The sequence below is a fragment of the Enterococcus sp. AZ091 genome (assembly GCF_051714805.1).
GTDB classification, from domain to species: Bacteria; Bacillota; Bacilli; order Lactobacillales; family Enterococcaceae; genus Enterococcus_D; species Enterococcus_D gallinarum.
In genome coordinates, this window is the sequence record NZ_JBIOSO010000001.1 from 354,727 (window position 1) to 371,272 (window position 16,546).

Genomic DNA, 16,546 nt, shown 5'->3' on the forward strand with positions numbered 1-16,546 from the left:
ATGAAGCGATCCAAAAAAAATCTAGCCCAGGCTAGATTTTTTTCGAAACAAGACTTAGGAGGAGTTAGAATGACGGAGACACCAAATCAAGTTAAACCAGTAAACGATACTCTTGATGATCTATTGAATAATCCATTTGCAACCCCTGTCGATACATTGACGACAACCCAGCAGGCAGAGATCAATGCCTTGCAAGAACAACAAAAAGCCTCTCGCTTAATTGATAAATTACCACCTGAGCGACAAGCACAGGCACAAGAGTTAGCGAATAAGATTGATCCAACCGACCAACAAGCAGTCATTACCTATGGCGCAGCTGCTCAAACCAAGCTAGGAGAATTCTCTCAATCGATGCTGAATCATGTGCAAGCAGCAGATATCGGACCTGTCGGTGATTCATTGACAGAGTTGATGTATCGTCTGCAAGAAGCTAATCCAGATGAATTACGGGCAGGAGAAGGCAATCTCTTCAAACGGATGTTTGGCAAAGTCAAACAATCGATTTTTGAGATCACCGCTAAATACCAAAAAATCGGTGCTCAAATCGATAAAATCGCTGTTAAATTAGACAAAGAAAAAGACGGTCTGTTAAAAGACAATTTGATGTTGGAACAGCTTTACCAAAAAAACAAAGATTACTTCGATGCATTGAATATCTATATTGCTGCCGGTGAGTTAAAAATGCAAGAACTACAAACAACGATTATTCCTGAAGCAATGAAAAAAGCACAAGAAACGAATAATCAGATGGATGTACAGATCGCCAATGACTATACGCAATTTTTGGATCGCTTAGATAAGCGGACCCATGACTTGCGCTTGGCCCGTCAGATCACGATCCAACAAGCGCCACAGATCCGTTTGATCCAAAATACCAACCAAGCATTAGCAGAAAAGATTCAGGCATCTGTCAATACAGCGATTCCTTTATGGAAAAACCAAGTCGTTATCGCACTGACTTTATTGCGTCAAAAAGATGCGGTTACTGCACAACGCCAAGTTTCGGAAACAACGAATGATCTCTTACGTAAGAACTCTGAAATGCTGAAGGTCTCTGCGATCGAAACAGCTAAAGAAAACGAACGAGGAATCGTTGATATCGAAACGCTGCAAAAAACGCAAAACGATCTTGTCGAAACAATTCAGGAAACATTGCGTATCCAAAAAGAAGGAAAAGAAAAACGCCGAGCGGCCGAAGTGGAATTGGGTCACTTGGAAGAAGACCTCAAAGATCGCTTGTTAGACTTGACTGGAAACAAATAATTCAGGCAGACGCAATACTGTTTTCTATTAGCTGAACGAGCCTCTGGGAATCTCTCAGGGGCTCGTTTTTTACAGTGTCATCACTTTTGGTTTCCTGCCAAGACATGAACAAAAACAAGAGCGTTAGCAAACACTAACGCTCTTGCTGGTTTTCTTCATTCAATGCACTGTTGCGGTACCCATAGATAAAATAGATCAGCAAACCAATGACGATCGTAATACCAAAAACGATCCAAGTGGCTGTCTGCAATCGCGTCATCAAGAACAAACAGCTAGCAACAGAAACTAATGGCAAGACTGGCACAAGCGGCACCTTGAATTCCCCTTTTTTGGGCATGCCCATCATTTTACGCAGCTTGATGATCCCCAACGACATTAAGATCAAGTAGGCCAATGCCACGATATTCGTTAATTCCGCCAAAATATTCAATGGAAAAGCTGCGGCAAAAAAGAAGGCGACGACTCCAGCTGCATAAGTCGCTTTTTTCGGTGTCTTATGCTTAGGATCAATTTTTTGCAATGATTTTGGCAACAAGCCATCCTTACTGATAGCATAAAGCAAACGTGCTAATGAGTACATCATGGAAATCGTCACTGTCAGCAGCGTTAAAATGGCACCCACCGAAATCACCGAACCAACTACGCCGTGATCGATATATCGCATGGCAAAAGCTACCGGATCATTGACATTCAATTCTGTAAAGGGAACGATTCCAGTCAAAATCAGCGTGACCACGATATACAATAAGGTAGCGATCGCAATTGAACCGATAATTCCCCGGGGCACATCTTTTTTCGGATTTTCAACTTCTTCCGCAGCCATTGCGACCGCATCAAAGCCCAAAAAAGCAAAGAAAACAAGTGCCGCCCCATTAAAGACGCCCGAAAATCCGAAAGGCATGAACGGCTGCCAGTTGCTTGGCTTCACAAAAAATACCCCAAAAAAGATAAAAAGCGCAATGATCCCGAATTTGACCCAAACCATAGCATTGTTCAATCGCAAGGCTTTTTTGGCTTCTTGACTTACCCAAATCGTCACAAAAATGATCACTAATCCTGCAATCAGATCAATGTACGTTCCTTCGCCAGGATTATAGCCAGCAGTCAGCGCTTTTGGCAGATGCACACCGATACTTGTCAAGAACCCTTGGACATAACCGGACCAGCCAGAGGCCACCGAAGATACTGCCAACATAAACTCGCATAGCAGAAACCAGCCAGCGAGCCATGCAACAAATTCGCCAAATACAACATACACATACGAATAGGCACCGCCTAATACAGGGATACGGGAAGCAAACTCCGCAAAAGAGAGCCCTGATAAGATAACGACAAAAGCCGCTAAGACAAATGACAAGATCAATGCTGGCCCTGCATATACAGCAGAAGCCACACCGGTCACAACAAAAATCCCTGTGCCGATGATTGCGCCAATACCCAACATGATCAAATCTTTCAATTTCAAGTCTTTTTTCAAATGACTAACGGGACTGGCTTCAATAGTTTTTTTACGAAATAAATCCATAAATCCTCCTAAATTTCACTACTTATGCAGCTTTCATATACCCTAGAAGGATACCACCAAAAATAACAAGCAAGCAACCAAAAACCACATATTTGAACTCTTTTTTGGTTTTTTTCTCCCCTAATAAGAATATGCCTCCCAGTGTAGAGATAATAATCCCCATCTGTGACAGCGAGAAACCCACGGCCAGTCCGATCTGTTGAACTGTTATCAACATACAAACATTTCCTATTCCCCACAACAATCCTGATAATGTATTCTTCCAGACCGCCCGATTGACTTTGGTTTTTCTTAGAGCAAAGAAACTAGCGCCAATCAGCATGCCTATACTCTGAGGCAAGATAATTGCCAATGGGTCAATTCCCGCCCAAGTAATAATGATTGTGTAAGCACCATAGCCAATTGTTGAGGAAATCAACGAACGAAAGCCTCTAGGAAAATCCAACATCTTGTTTTCTGTCTCAGGCATTTGTTCCCCGTCTTGTCGTGCGGTCAAATAGGCACCAGTTACTAATAAAATCAATGCGGTGATTCCCAACAAATAGTCTTGTGATTGCGTCCATTCGCCAAAAAAAAGGGCTCCAGCAATTGTATTTAAGATCAATTGCATACCAGTAGATAACGGAAGCCCCACCGAAACGCCCAGATATTTCATTCCATGAAATTGACCATTTTGACCAACTGACCAGCAAAGTCCTGACAGCAAACCAATCACTACGATCCAGCCATCAATCGTCGGCATAGTGACAAAGAAAACAATCAGTGAAAAAAGGAATGCACCAATTGTCATTCCTAATGTCTGTTGATTCGCATCCCCACCTAATTTTCCACTGACCAATCCGATACTGCCCCAGGCAAACATCGGTATTAAAGCAAATACTATACTCATCTTATCCATCCTTATCATTCAATTTGACACACAAGGTTCAGTGTATCAGTGAAAACGGTATAGAGACAAGAACTAAATGGTATTTCTCAAAAAATCATTAGCGATTTTCTTGATAGTAGCTTAGCAGAGGGAAGTAAAGCGTGACGGTTGTCCCTTCTCCTACAACCGATGAAATCGTTAACTCAATTCCTAATTCTTTGGCCAGATTCTTGGCTAAATAGAGCCCTAACCCTGTCGAGTGCATATCAGTTTTCCGACCATTCTCACCAGTAAATCCCTTATCAAAGACTCGCCTTAGATCTTCTGCCGGAATACCGATTCCAGAATCTTCTACCGAAAGACGCGTTCCTTGTCCATCTTTTTGGATTTGGACAATGATTCGCCCATTTTCCGGAGTATACTTCAATGCATTACTGAGGATTTGCCGAAAAATAAAACTCAGCCATTTGCCGTCAGTTAACACTTGCTGGTCTGCCCCTTTAATCGCATAGTGAATATTCTTCTGAATGAACACGTTGGCTTGACTGCGAATAACCGGCTGAATCGTCGCTTTCAATGACACTTCTTGAACAAGGTAATCTTTGGAAAAACTGTCCAAACGTGCCACATACAGCACTTGTTCCACATACTCATTGATCCGATTCACTTCGTTTTCCAGTAAAATATACTTTTCATCTGGAATATCAAATTCAATCGAATTTAACAGTAAGCGCGTCGCTGCCAAAGGTACTTTAATCTCATGGACCCAAGAATCAATGTATTCCTTTTGCTCTTCTTGATTGCTTATCACTTGCTGCATCAAGTCTTGGTGTTCGCGAATCAGCTGATTGATATAGTTTTGAACCAGTTCTTCCTCTGATGAACGCGCACCATGAATATAGTTTTGTAAGACACTGTCTGACTCATGGAATGTGAGCTTTTGCCAGAAACGACGTTTAGTAATATAAAAAACGCCCAAAAAAAGCAGTAGAACGACTGATTCCATCAAAAAAAGATAGCCAACAGTTCCCCAGTCGATGGGGAAATCAGGTGTCAGCCACATCACTAGAATCATCAGCAAGAAAAAAATCACCCAACCAATCAGAAGTAACCAGCGGTCTTTTAAGAAGGCAATGAATGACATCGGTTTGTTCATGGCACAATATACCCTTGTCCAACTTTGGTTTCGATGTAATTATCCATACCGGCTTGCTCAATCTTCCGACGCAAGCGATTGATATTGACAGTCAATGTATTGTCGTCAACAAAACGTTCATCATCCCAGAGCGCTCGCAACAGCTTTTCTCGACTAAGGATCTTCCCGTGATTCTTCATCAATATATATAATAATCGATACTCATTTTTGCTTAAATCAATTACTTCATCATTGATCTGCATGCTGCTGTTGTCGATATTCAAAGTAAGCCCATTGTGAACCAGCGTTTCGCTGTTGTTTTCGACATAGTTATAGGAACGGCGCAGCAGTGCATTGATTTTTGCAATCAAGACATCAATCTCAAATGGCTTCGTCACGAAATCATCTGCCCCCATGTTCATCGCCATGATCATATCCATATTCGTATTACGGCTTGATATAAAAATAATCGGTACTTTCGATGTCTCTCTGATTTTCTGGCACCAATAATAGCCGTCAAAAACCGGTAAATTGATGTCCAACAAAATCAATTGCGGTTCTTGCTCTTCAAAATCGTCAAAAACCTGATGAAAATCAGTTGTTCCAAATGTTTCGAATTGCCATTTTTCAAGTTCTTCGATGATCAGCTGGCGAATAACTGCTTCATCTTCTACTACCATGATTTTTGCCATCTGAATATTCCCCTCCACTTCTTTTCTTTACTTTAACAAATATCTAAATCGAAAGCGAATGATAATCCCAGCTTTAAAAAAAGCTAAAAAAACTCTCAAATCCGCCAGATCAAAAAGTTCTTTTTCTCTGACTCTCTAAGAGTTTCTTTGTCTATTCAATAATCATCGCTGCTTCTAATAATAACTTTCCAACAAATAAAACGATCCCATCTACAAACAAGACACTCATATTGACGCCCAGTAACATAGACAATCGTTCTACCACATCGATCTGCGGCCGTTTTCTCATGTATGCTATCAGAAAAAGATTCACACCATAAGTGACAGCCATGATCACTAACATAATAAATACCAACATTAACCCTTCATTCTCTATTCATTATTTTTCTAAAAATTGTTTGATTGCAGACTGATCGATCGCTTCAAACGGCAGCAAACGTTCACTGATTTCGCGGACGATCGCCGGCAAATGTCCAGGTTGGTCATTTTCGATCTGCAAGACCAATAATGGTTCATGCAAACTCAACCGCAACAAAAACCACCCTTGTCCATAAGGTGCAGAAACCTGTATACGGATGCCTTCTTCATTTTCATTGTCAATCTGCCACCCCGATGGGAGATGATGCGCTAGCGATGCGATAACCTTCTCCCCGGTTGCGCGATAATCTGAATCATTGATCTTGAAACGCAATTCTTGGGTTTCAACTGGCTGTTTCAGCGCCGCGATCAAGTCTTCCAAACTGATATTTTGCGCACGAAGTGTTGGCAGCAACATCAAGATCTTCGCAATAACATATGCACCATCATCTAAAAAATAGTTTTCCTTGAATGCTGCATGTCCACTAGTTTCAATCGCCAACTGAGCATTAATGCCTTTTTCGTTAAGAGCGATCGCTTTGTTGATGACATTACGATACCCGGAAATATAACGCACTTGATGACCACCTAGCGATTCAATAAATGACTTTAGATGAGTGGAGGTCGGGGAATTCGTGACAATACTCGCAGCCGGATGTTCAGATAAGACGATTTTACTCAAAACAGCAATCATGTTGTTGCGGTTCAGCGGCTGTCCGCTTTTGGTCACCACAGCGGATCGATCGACATCGGTGTCAAAGATGATCCCCAAGTCTGCTTGTTCTCGTAAAACGGCTTCCGTAATACTAGCCATCGCTTCTTTATTATCCGGATTAGGAATGTGGTTAGGGAAGTGTCCATCTGGCTCCAGAAACTGTGAACCATTCGTATCTGCCCCTAACGGCACTAAAACTTGCTCTGCAAAAAAACCACCTGCGCCATTTCCAGCATCCACAATGATTTTCATTCCAGCCAATGGCTGTTCTTCTTCTGTCTGCATCCCATGACGAATTTTCGTCACCAGATCTGCTGCATAGGGAGTAAGTAAGTCTCGTTGGTAATACTCGCCGAGTTGGTCAGCTGGATGAGCTTCAGGATGTGCTAAGATAAACGAGATATCTTCTTTTTCTGCACCACCAGATTTACTAAAAATCTTGATTCCATTAAAGTAATAGGGCAAATGACTGGCTGTCAGCATCACACCGGCATCACAATCAAAATCAGCAAACTGGGTACTCATAAATAGCGCGGGTGTTGTAGCCAGCCCACAATCAATAACCGTAATCCCTTCTATTCGCAATTGGTTCATAAACGCCTGCTGCAGCGTTTCACCACTTAAACGACTATCACGACCAACTGCCACTTTTAAGGGTTCCGTATATCGCTGCAGCAACCAGGTCCGCAGACCTGAAGCAATTTCTTTCACTGCATCTTCTGTTAAATCCGCTGTAAGATCTGCTGTCGAAAGCGCGATTCCACGGATATCTGAACCATTTTGCAACTTCATTCGCTTCATCTTCTCCACTCCTTTTTTGTAAACGGAAACAACTCCATTATATCAAAGGTAGCATAAAAAGAAACGCCTTTTTAGTATTTTTTACTTTTAAACAAAGGGAATTTATAAAGGCCAAGATTCGTAAAAAGGATCTAGAATAGATTAAAAAAAGCTGCGCTCAGTCCTTGAAAGGAATCCCTTCTAGTTGCAACAGTTTCCGCTTGATCGGCAAACCTCCCCGATAACCAGTCAATCGACCATTTTTTCCCAGGACACGATGGCAAGGGACAATAATCATCATCGGATTGCGTCCGACAGCATTGGCAACCGCTCGGACGGCACTAGGACGTTGGATTCTCACCGCTAATTCACTATAGCTGACAGTCGTTCCATAAGGGACTTCAGTTAACGCTTGCCAAACAGTTTGTTGGAACGGTGTACCGACAAAGTCAAAAGGAAAATCGAAGGCTACTGGCTCCCCGGCGAAATAGGCTTTCAGCGGCTTTGCATACCGTTCTGGTGTCTGAGAACATTCACGAATTTCTGCATATGGGAAAAAAAGAGCCAACTCTGCATGTTCTGCTAAACGACCAAAATAAGCTGCCCCCTGATCAGTGACACCCAGTTCATACATTTCCTCATTCAATTGGATCTGTGAAACCGTTAAATGCATCCTATTTCCTCCTATCCACTTACTCCTCATAGTTTTTCTTTAGTATAGCACAGCAGCAAGAAAAAAAACGAAGACCCTTAAATCCGGTCTTCGTTTCCTAGGAAAAAATCAGTCTAACTCAATTTTTCCTGTATACAGTTGGTAATAGGTCCCCTTCTCTGCTAATAACGTATCATGAGTACCTCGTTCAATGATTCGACCATGATCCATTACCATGATCACATCTGAATTCTGAATCGTCGAAAGACGGTGAGCGATCACGAAAACTGTCCGACCTTGCATCAGCCGGTCCATTCCAGACTGGACGATCCGCTCTGTTCGCGTATCAATGCTGGAAGTCGCTTCATCTAAAATCATAACAGGCGGATCGGCGATCGCCGCTCTGGCAATTGCTAGTAGCTGTCGCTGTCCTTGTGACAGCCCTTCGCCATCCCCCGTGATTACGGTATCGTACTTCTCAGGTAAATGATTGATGAACATATCCGCATTCGCCAGTTTTGCTGCCGCTTCTACTTCCTCATCCGTGGCATCCAGTTTACCAAAACGAATATTTTCTCGAATCGTTCCTGTGAATAAATGTGTATCTTGCAAGACGATCCCTAATGAGCGCCGCAGAGATTCTAGTTGGATCTTTTGAATATTGATGCCATCATAACGGATCTTTCCCTCTTGAATATTGTAAAAACGATTGATCAAGTTAGTGATGGTCGTCTTACCGGCTCCCGTTGCTCCCACAAAAGCAACTTTCTGTCCCGGTTCAGCAAAAAGATTGATGTCATGCAGAACCATTTGATGATCCACATACCCAAAATCAACTGCTTCAAAACGAACATCTCCAGTCAATTCTGTGTACGTAACAGTTCCATCTTCGTGAGGATGTTTCCAAGCCCAGAGTCCTGTACGATTTGTTGTTTCCACTAAATGGCCAGATTCCCATTTGGCATTGACTAGCGTGACATACCCTGTATCAATCTCTGGGGTCTCATCCAACAAATGAAAAATGCGTTCTGCACCTGCCAAAGCCATGATCACAAAGTTGATCTGCTGTGAAATTTGGCTGATCGGTCCATTCAGCGAACGGCTAAGCTGTAAGAAAGAAGCAATCATCCCTACGGTTAGTCCCGAGACACCATTGATGGCAAAGAGCCCGCCGATAATTGCGATCAGCACGTATTGAACATTCAGCAAGTTCATCATGATCGGCATCAATGTATTGGCATTGACATTGGCCTTTGTAGCACTGGATTGCAACTGGTTATTCAAAGCATCAAATTCCTGCATGACAACGTGTTCATGGTTAAAGATCTTGACAACTTTCTGTCCATGCATCATTTCTTCAATATAGCCATTGACTGCGCCTAGATCCCGTTGCTGTGCGCCAAAGAAGCGGCCGCTTTTGCGGGAGATGATCCGAATCACATTCAGCATCAAAATGACCGAAACCAGTACAAAGCAAGTCAATGGGATACTAATGGAAAACATCGCAATGAAAACCGAGCAAAATGTGACGGCAGCCATCATCAAATTGGGAATACTTTGAGAAATCATTTGCCGTAATGTATCCGTATCGTTGGTGAAATGACTCATCATATCACCATCAGAATGGCCATCAAAATAACCAATCGGTAATTTTTGCATATGTTTGAACATCTGATCGCGGATTTTTTTCTGAGTGCCCTCACTGATTTTGACCATCATAAAGTTGTAAGTCAAACCAGCAATGATCCCAATTAAATAAATAATTGCCATCTGAATAATAGCTGCCAGCAGACCGCTGAAGTTAGGATTGCTTTGTCCCAGCAGCGGAGTTATATGGTCATCGATCACCACTTGCAAAAAAAGTGAGCCGCGAACATTGGCAAAAGCACTTAACAAGATCATGAACAATACGATAATCAACTGCAGTTTGTAATCGCCAAACATGGTCGCCAGCAGCCGTTTCAAGGTTCTCTGGGGATTTGCTGCTTGTCTATTCTTCACCTTCACCAAATCCTTTCTGCTGCGAGTCGTAGACTTCACGATAAATTTCATTGCTAGTTAATAATTCTTCATGGGTTCCGATTCCGTTGATTTTCCCATCATCCATCACAATGATTCGATCGGCATCTTCGATCGAATTGATCCTTTGGGAAATGATGATCGTTGTCGTTCCCGGGATTTCTTGTTTCAATCCTGCTCGAATACTACGGTCTGTCTTTGTATCCACAGCACTAGTAGAGTCATCTAGAATCAGAATTTTCGGTCTTTTTAACAGCGCTCGCGCGATCGTTAACCGCTGCTTTTGTCCACCGGAGACATTATTTCCTCCTTGAGAGATCAACGTGTCATATTTATCAGGAAATTCTTGGATAAAAGGATCCGCTTGGGCAATTTTTGCTACCCGCTGAATCTCTTCATCCGTTGCTTCCGCGTTTCCCCAGCGAAGATTCTCACTGATCGTCCCGCTAAAAAGGACATTGTTTTGCAAAACCATACTGACTTGATCCCTCAATGCTGCCAAATCATAGGCGCGAACATCTTGTCCCCCAACGAGAACACGACCGTCAATTACATCGTACAAACGGGGGATCAATTGGACCAGCGTTGATTTTGCACTTCCGGTTCCGCCGATGATCCCGATTACCTCTCCGGATTCAATTCGTAAGTTGACATTTTCCAATGCCAATTTCGTTTGATCATTTGCGTAACTGAAACAAGCATTTTCAAAGACAATTGAACCATCTTTGACTTCTGTCAATGGCGATGCCGGATTTTTCAAGTCGCTTTCTTCATCCAAAACTTCCACCACCCGCTGTGCGGAAGTACGAGCAATCAGAATCTGAACAAAAGCCATTGACATCATCATCAAACTCATCAAGATCTGCATAGTATAGTTGAACATGCTAACCAGTTCCCCTGTCGTCAAGCTGCTGTGCTCAACGATCAGTTGGGCACCGAACCAAGACAACAGCAACATGCAGCTATAGATCGAGAATTGCATCAAAGGCATATTGAACGAGACGATTCGTTGTGCTAGCGTAAAGTTGCGGTAGACATCATTTGACACCTCGTCAAAAAGTTCTTCTTGCTGCTCTTCTCTGACGTAGGACTTGACCACACGGATTCCTTGAAGATTTTCTTGGACTACGTTGTTCAAACGGTCATAGATCCGAAATACTTTCAAGAAAAGCGGATGAGCAAAGCGAATCACTAAAGCAAGTCCGATGGCTAGAATTGGCAAGACGACTAGGTAAACCAGCATCAATTCTGGACTGATCGTGCTAACCATGATCAGTGAGAAAACCAGAATCAATGGACTGCGCACCAAGATTCGGATAATCATTTGGTAAGCATTTTGCACATTAGTCACATCGGTGGTCATTCTCGTGATCAAACTAGAGGAAGAAAAACGGTCGATATTGGAAAAAGAAAAATCCTGAATCTTGCTAAAAAGATTGTGGCGAAGATTTCGAGCAAAACCGGCAGAAGCAATCGCAGCTGTTTGTCCTCCTAAAGTTCCTAGCATCAGTGCCAATAATGAGCACAAAAAAAGCAGACCGCCATAGCGCAAAATGACGCCCGCGTGTCCTTTTTCAATTCCTTGGTCGATCATCATTGCCATGATCAGTGGCATAATGACATCTAGCGCCACTTCGCCGGCAACATAGATCGGTGTCAATAGGCTGGCTTTTTTATAATCGCCAACATTTGCTAGTAATTTTTTGATCATTTCTTTCGTCCCTTCTCTATGTAAAATACTGCTTATTGACTGGTTATCAATTCAACTGTACCGTATCGATAAAAGGTTTTCAAGCATGCATGCTTGAAAACCTGTGATTACTTGATAACAAAAAACCTCTCTCCATTTTTCAAAATCCAAGTAAAAAAACAGAAAAACTATCTAAATGTAGGTAGATCCTTCTGTTTCAGTCTGTCATTGTCGACAAACAGAAGACACACTTCATTTAGATAGTTCACTCACTTATTGCTTGGGTTCTGTAGCTTTGTTACGGGCCCGATTGCTAAATGTCTCATTCGGTAGTGGCACTGTTGACTGTTTCTAGCGGATCCTTTACATTTTCTGTCTCAGGACTGACCGGTAATGATTCGGTCTCGCCTTGCAGATTTCCGCGACTAATCCCGATGGTGATCGATACTTCCAATGGAATAAATTCACCATAACGACTCATCTCCACAACTGTTCCTTTTGGTTCTGCTGAATCTACATAATAGACATCATAATATACAGAAGCACCTTTCGATTTGTACTCATCAAAGAACATTTTTGGCAGATCGCCTTCCGTTGCTTGGTGCCGGATATCCTTCAAATACGGTTGCCCCAGTGAATAAACCACTTTCACTGTTGGCAATGTATCGCTGTCACTATATTCTTTGCCCGCCTCTTCCGACTGACTGATGAAATTGCCATAACCGATTTGATCAGAATAAACTGTCTTGACTTGAATCGGTATCTTCGATTCTAGCCCCTCTGCCTGCTCGATGGTATACTGTGAGAAATCAGGAACAACTAATGCTTTCCCTTTAGAAACTTTGACAAGAAATTGATCCTTTTTGGCCAATTTGCTGCCTTTGACTGGTTCTTGGGAAACCACGACGTCTAGAGCAACTGTATCAGAAAAAACAGCTTCTTCTTTGTACTTCAATTCATTTTTCTTAGCCCACTCTTGAGCTTCACCTTTGTTTTTCCCTGTAAAATCAGTAACTTCGATGTTCTTCTCGAAGACTTCTTTTCCTTTTGAATAATAGATGCTTAAGCGATCTTTGCGCTTATAAGCTTTGAGATCTTGCTCTTTATTTGCTGCTTCTTGTTTGATGAATACACCTGCTTCGACTTTGTCGTCATACTGTTCGATCAACGAGATATTTTCTGCCTTTTGTTTCTCGATCCATTCTTTTGCCGCTTCGGTAGTCAGTGACGAAAAGTCAGGCAGCTCGATCATTTCTTCTGGGTCAGGACCTAGGCTTGCTTTGACTGTCAAAGTCTTGCCTTTTTTGATCTTCTGATCTGCAGCAACACTTTGACTAACGATTCGATTGGTCTCTACCTCAAAATCATACACTTGATCGACTTTGATCGCCACGCCTTCTTCCATGCCCCATGTTCGGGCTTCGGATAAATCTTTCTTAGCAAAATCAGGAACCTTCACATGAGTCAATTGATAATACACCACACTGCTGATGGCAATCAGCACAATGACAGCACCAGCGATCAGCGCGTATTTTTTACGCTGCCGCTTGCGATAAGTTGGATCAAACTCTGTCTCTTCTTTTCCAAACCGACTGACCGGTTGAGAAGAGCTAGTTTCCTTGCGCGTTCTTCGCTTCATTTCCTTCGGATCCGATGCTGCTGCAGCTTTACTCTCTCCTGCGCCCTGATCAGATGTCTGAGAATCTGGAATTGGTTCTGCTTTACGCTCTGTTTTTTCGTCAAACTCAGTTTCTTTAGGAGAGCTTTGTTTCTTGCCATCGTAATTACCAGGACTGAAATTTGATAAAAAATCACTCATCTTTATTCAACACACCTTTACGCAAATAGAGTACTTCGTCTGCTTGTTGGGCGATTTCATTCGCATGGGTCACAACAATCACACATTTGTTATGCATATGAGCCAAATCTTTAAAAATATCGATGATTTCCTGTTCCATTTCTTCATCTAAATTACCCGTTGGTTCGTCTGCCAAAATAATATCAACATTCGTCGCCAGTGCACGAGCTATTGCCACCCGTTGCTGTTCCCCACCAGACAACTGATTGACTAAACGATCTGCTTTTTCTTTCGTGATCCCAATATAGTCCAATAAATTGTATGCGACTTCCCGCTGGTTCTCCGGCAATTGATTATCCGTGATCGACATTGGGACTAGAACATTTTCTACCGCAGACAGGTACGGAATCAAATTGTAACTTTGAAAGATGATACTGATATCATCTCGGCGATATTTCTCATGTCCGATTTTTTGAATATTTTCTCCATTAAAGAAAACAGCGCCACTTTTAGGTGTATCCAACGCACTGATCAAAGAGAGAAATGTGGTTTTTCCTGACCCTGACTGTCCTAAAATGGCATAAAACTTGCCTTTCTCAAACGCCACCGATGTTTCTTTCAAAATATAGCGCCGCTGATCGCCATCTTGATAATAGTAATCTACTTCTTTTGTTTCCAACAAAGCCATTTTTTCTTCCCCCTACATCATGATTTTCTTTGGATTCAGCCGTAGAATATACAACAACGGCAAGATTGCAGACAATAAGACTGTACCTAATCCCAATAAAAGATAGGTGATGACATACCCCATAGAAAAAGTGACTTTATAAGCACTTTGGACATCCGCATAGCTGAGAGTATTTGTCATCATTGTGCTTGAAATGGAATAGGTATCCGTTTGGGACAGATTCGTCATCCAGTCACTTTGCATCAATGTTTGAGAAACCGCACTTCCTAATAGATTTCCCGTCACCAATGAGCAGATTAGAGCGACTAAGCTGACCAGCACCACTTCAATAACGATTTGCCCAATCACTTTCCCACGGCCTTCTCCTAAAGATAGATAGATCCCTAATTCCTGCTTGCGGTCTCGCAAAAACAATAGAACGACTAATGAAATGATAAAGACCGTAGCAATAGCAGCAACAATCACGATATAGCGGGAAATCGTTCCCAGACGATTCATTCCTCCGGCAATCTGATCGTATTGATCTGTGGAAGCTACCACATGATAGTAATCCGGTAATAATGGATTGGCTTCTTGTTTGAATGCTTCAACATCGTCGGTAGAGTTCAAAACATACATCGCTTGATAATACTCTTCCGGTTCGGCCTCCGTATCTTCGGCCATTACCATATCTCCCCACAATTTTTCGTTTTGGAATTTGCTAAAATCTTTCACCAACTGATTGGCAGCATAAATCGTATTGATCTGTTCAACAGCTTGCCAGATTTGATTGGATTTTTCTTCTTGCGAAGGATTACTATTGGCCGATTCCTTTTTTACTACACTAAAAATCCCTGCAACTTTGACAGGATAATCAGCTGTGACAACTTTTGTTTGGATTTCTGCACTTTCACTCTCTGCATCTTCATCATCTGAAGTAGCCGTACTATCATCACTGTCACCCATCGGATCTTGAGGGACTTCACTATACATATCCCAAACTAATTGATCGCCAACCGACAAATTATTTTTTTCAGCGACTTCTTTACTAATCAAAATCGAATTAGTGGTTTCTGACAAGTCTTTTTCACTAAACACTTCTCCATCGATCAGCTTGATGTTGCCTTCTTCCATATCTAATGGCTGTGGTCGATTGCCGCCCTTTAAATTAAAATAATTGCCGCCCGCCATGCCAAAAGATTCATCTTCTGGTGTATAGGCTTTGAATTTCTTGGTCTCTAACCAACCCATCATGGTATAGTCGTAATATTTGACGTAATCTAATTCTCCCACTTTGTCATAGTCCGCCGTTTTTGGCGTTTTCGGACTATTTTCTTCAGAATAAACTTCCTCATCTGATTTTCCTGAATTGTCTTTCTCAAACTGCTCATAATCAAACTCGACTGTAGCAACGTTGCCCATTTTCTTTTTCGTTTCCCGTTCCACATTCATAGTAGACTGCTGCACAGCTACCGCACCTGCGATCACGTTACCTAAAATAAAGATGACTAAAAATAAAATAAACGACTTCCCTTTCCTGCGAGTAACACTTTTTAATGCACGCTGCCAAAAATTCATTGTCATTTCCTCCAGTGACATTATTTTTTAACTATTATTTCACATTTGCGCTTTAAGGACAATCTAATTTATTGAAAGTTTTTTAGGGATGGATAAAAATAAATAACTTTTTTGTAACTGCTACCATTACGAAAAGGAATAGATTCAGCTCTTAAATAACTATTTCTGATTAGAAAGAACTATCTTACAGTTTTGTAAGATAGTCCAAAGACAAAAGGGTTGGTACCAGAAGTGCTACAAGATGGACTTATTTCCACTAAAAAAGACTACCAACTTGCATGTTGGCAGTCCTCTTTAAACTATTTGCTTTGGTTCTTTTGGCATGTTGGATAGGCAGTCGTTGTGAACGCAGCCTATTTTTCCTTCGTATCGATCAGGATCGTTACAGGACCGTCATTGATTAATGACACTTGCATGTCTGCGCCAAAGCGACCCGTAGCCACTTCGATACCTGCAGCGTGCAGACCCGCATTGAAAGCTTCGTACAATGGTGTAGCCACTTCAGGTCTGGCAGCTTGAATAAAGCTTGGACGGTTTCCTTTTTTGGTCTCGCCATACAATGTGAATTGCGAGATACTCAAAATAGCACCTTCGATTGCTTCAATCGATTGATTCATTTTTCCCGCTTCATCTTCAAACACCCGCAAATTTTTGATTTTTCGAACCAAGTAATCCACATCTTCTTGGCTATCGTCATGAGTGATTCCCAAGAGAACTAAAAAACCTTTTTGGATTGCTCCTACAGTAGTTCCATCGATTGCAACACTGGCTTCACTTACACGTTGAATGACTGCTCGCATGTCTCGC

Annotated in this window: 14 protein-coding genes; 1 reads left to right on the forward strand and 13 read right to left on the reverse strand. The window is 42.0% G+C overall.

The genetic code is table 11. The annotated features are described in order from the left end of the window. The first annotated feature begins 69 nt into the window (after positions 1 to 69). Positions 70 to 1,263, forward strand: coding sequence for a toxic anion resistance protein (locus IGJ28_RS01815; RefSeq protein ID WP_252712275.1), 1,194 nt, complete (start codon positions 70 to 72; stop codon positions 1,261 to 1,263). A gap of 133 nt (positions 1,264 to 1,396) precedes the next feature. Here the strand turns inward: IGJ28_RS01815 and IGJ28_RS01820 are convergent, their stop codons facing one another. The 13 genes from IGJ28_RS01820 to dtd all read right to left on the reverse strand — a co-directional run bounded on the left by IGJ28_RS01820 (position 1,397) and on the right by dtd (position 16,539). Beyond that, positions 1,397 to 2,788, reverse strand: a complete 1,392-nt coding sequence (locus IGJ28_RS01820; protein WP_081131424.1) for an APC family permease — start codon at positions 2,786 to 2,788, stop codon at positions 1,397 to 1,399. 22 nt (positions 2,789 to 2,810) lie between these two features. Continuing rightward, positions 2,811 to 3,677 (reverse strand): GRP family sugar transporter, encoded by an 867-nt coding sequence (locus IGJ28_RS01825; protein ID WP_252712274.1) that lies wholly within the window; start codon positions 3,675 to 3,677, stop codon positions 2,811 to 2,813. A 97-nt stretch (positions 3,678 to 3,774) separates the two neighbouring features. After that, positions 3,775 to 4,800 (reverse strand): two-component system sensor histidine kinase SapS, encoded by a 1,026-nt coding sequence (gene sapS / locus IGJ28_RS01830; protein ID WP_208774623.1) that lies wholly within the window; start codon positions 4,798 to 4,800, stop codon positions 3,775 to 3,777. Positions 4,801 to 4,808: 8 nt separating this feature from the next. Further along, a complete protein-coding gene (sapR, locus tag IGJ28_RS01835; RefSeq protein ID WP_003128479.1) occupies positions 4,809 to 5,483 on the reverse strand; it encodes a two-component system response regulator SapR in 675 nt (224 codons plus the stop codon). A gap of 151 nt (positions 5,484 to 5,634) precedes the next feature. Next, positions 5,635 to 5,841 carry a hypothetical protein gene (locus IGJ28_RS01840; RefSeq protein ID WP_003128478.1) on the reverse strand — a complete coding sequence of 69 codons (207 nt, stop codon included), beginning with the start codon at positions 5,839 to 5,841 and terminating at the stop codon, positions 5,635 to 5,637. 21 nt (positions 5,842 to 5,862) lie between these two features. Then, positions 5,863 to 7,356, reverse strand: coding sequence for a phosphomannomutase/phosphoglucomutase (locus IGJ28_RS01845; protein WP_242387272.1), 1,494 nt, complete (start codon positions 7,354 to 7,356; stop codon positions 5,863 to 5,865). 157 nt (positions 7,357 to 7,513) lie between these two features. Then, positions 7,514 to 8,008: a methylated-DNA--[protein]-cysteine S-methyltransferase gene (locus tag IGJ28_RS01850; protein WP_138371454.1), complete on the reverse strand. Its 495-nt coding sequence runs from the start codon at positions 8,006 to 8,008 to the stop codon at positions 7,514 to 7,516. Positions 8,009 to 8,116: 108 nt separating this feature from the next. Continuing rightward, positions 8,117 to 10,039, reverse strand: a complete 1,923-nt coding sequence (locus tag IGJ28_RS01855) for an ABC transporter ATP-binding protein (protein ID WP_252712272.1) — start codon at positions 10,037 to 10,039, stop codon at positions 8,117 to 8,119. Next, entirely contained in the window at positions 9,978 to 11,717 is a 1,740-nt protein-coding gene (locus IGJ28_RS01860; RefSeq protein WP_438845108.1) for an ABC transporter ATP-binding protein, read from the reverse strand. Before IGJ28_RS01860 ends, IGJ28_RS01855 begins: the two co-directional genes overlap by 62 nt. A gap of 301 nt (positions 11,718 to 12,018) precedes the next feature. Next, a complete protein-coding gene (locus tag IGJ28_RS01865; RefSeq protein WP_003128472.1) occupies positions 12,019 to 13,515 on the reverse strand; it encodes a PASTA domain-containing protein in 1,497 nt (498 codons plus the stop codon). Then, the gene (locus tag IGJ28_RS01870; RefSeq protein WP_252712270.1) at positions 13,508 to 14,182 is read right to left on the reverse strand and encodes an ABC transporter ATP-binding protein; all 675 of its coding nucleotides are present in this window, start codon (positions 14,180 to 14,182) and stop codon (positions 13,508 to 13,510) included. The genes IGJ28_RS01865 and IGJ28_RS01870 overlap by 8 nt, the downstream gene beginning before the upstream one ends. Positions 14,183 to 14,194: 12 nt before the next feature. Beyond that, positions 14,195 to 15,739 (reverse strand): ABC transporter permease, encoded by a 1,545-nt coding sequence (locus IGJ28_RS01875; RefSeq protein WP_252712269.1) that lies wholly within the window; start codon positions 15,737 to 15,739, stop codon positions 14,195 to 14,197. A gap of 353 nt (positions 15,740 to 16,092) precedes the next feature. Next, positions 16,093 to 16,539 (reverse strand): D-aminoacyl-tRNA deacylase, encoded by a 447-nt coding sequence (gene dtd, locus IGJ28_RS01880; RefSeq protein WP_160805919.1) that lies wholly within the window; start codon positions 16,537 to 16,539, stop codon positions 16,093 to 16,095. Positions 16,540 to 16,546 lie beyond the last annotated feature (7 nt).

Coding starts and splice junctions, on each gene's coding strand:
- IGJ28_RS01815 (WP_252712275.1), top strand. CDS start 70: ATGACGGAGACACCAAATCAAGTTAAACCAGTAAACGATACTCTTGAT.
- IGJ28_RS01820 (WP_081131424.1), bottom strand. CDS start 2,788: ATGGATTTATTTCGTAAAAAAACTATTGAAGCCAGTCCCGTTAGTCAT.
- IGJ28_RS01825 (WP_252712274.1), bottom strand. CDS start 3,677: ATGAGTATAGTATTTGCTTTAATACCGATGTTTGCCTGGGGCAGTATC.
- sapS (WP_208774623.1), bottom strand. CDS start 4,800: ATGTCATTCATTGCCTTCTTAAAAGACCGCTGGTTACTTCTGATTGGT.
- sapR (WP_003128479.1), bottom strand. CDS start 5,483: ATGGCAAAAATCATGGTAGTAGAAGATGAAGCAGTTATTCGCCAGCTG.
- IGJ28_RS01840 (WP_003128478.1), bottom strand. CDS start 5,841: ATGTTGGTATTTATTATGTTAGTGATCATGGCTGTCACTTATGGTGTG.
- IGJ28_RS01845 (WP_242387272.1), bottom strand. CDS start 7,356: ATGAAGCGAATGAAGTTGCAAAATGGTTCAGATATCCGTGGAATCGCG.
- IGJ28_RS01850 (WP_138371454.1), bottom strand. CDS start 8,008: ATGCATTTAACGGTTTCACAGATCCAATTGAATGAGGAAATGTATGAA.
- IGJ28_RS01855 (WP_252712272.1), bottom strand. CDS start 10,039: ATGAAATTTATCGTGAAGTCTACGACTCGCAGCAGAAAGGATTTGGTG.
- IGJ28_RS01860 (WP_438845108.1), bottom strand. CDS start 11,717: ATGATCAAAAAATTACTAGCAAATGTTGGCGATTATAAAAAAGCCAGC.
- IGJ28_RS01865 (WP_003128472.1), bottom strand. CDS start 13,515: ATGAGTGATTTTTTATCAAATTTCAGTCCTGGTAATTACGATGGCAAG.
- IGJ28_RS01870 (WP_252712270.1), bottom strand. CDS start 14,182: ATGGCTTTGTTGGAAACAAAAGAAGTAGATTACTATTATCAAGATGGC.
- IGJ28_RS01875 (WP_252712269.1), bottom strand. CDS start 15,739: ATGAATTTTTGGCAGCGTGCATTAAAAAGTGTTACTCGCAGGAAAGGG.
- dtd (WP_160805919.1), bottom strand. CDS start 16,539: ATGCGAGCAGTCATTCAACGTGTAAGTGAAGCCAGTGTTGCAATCGAT.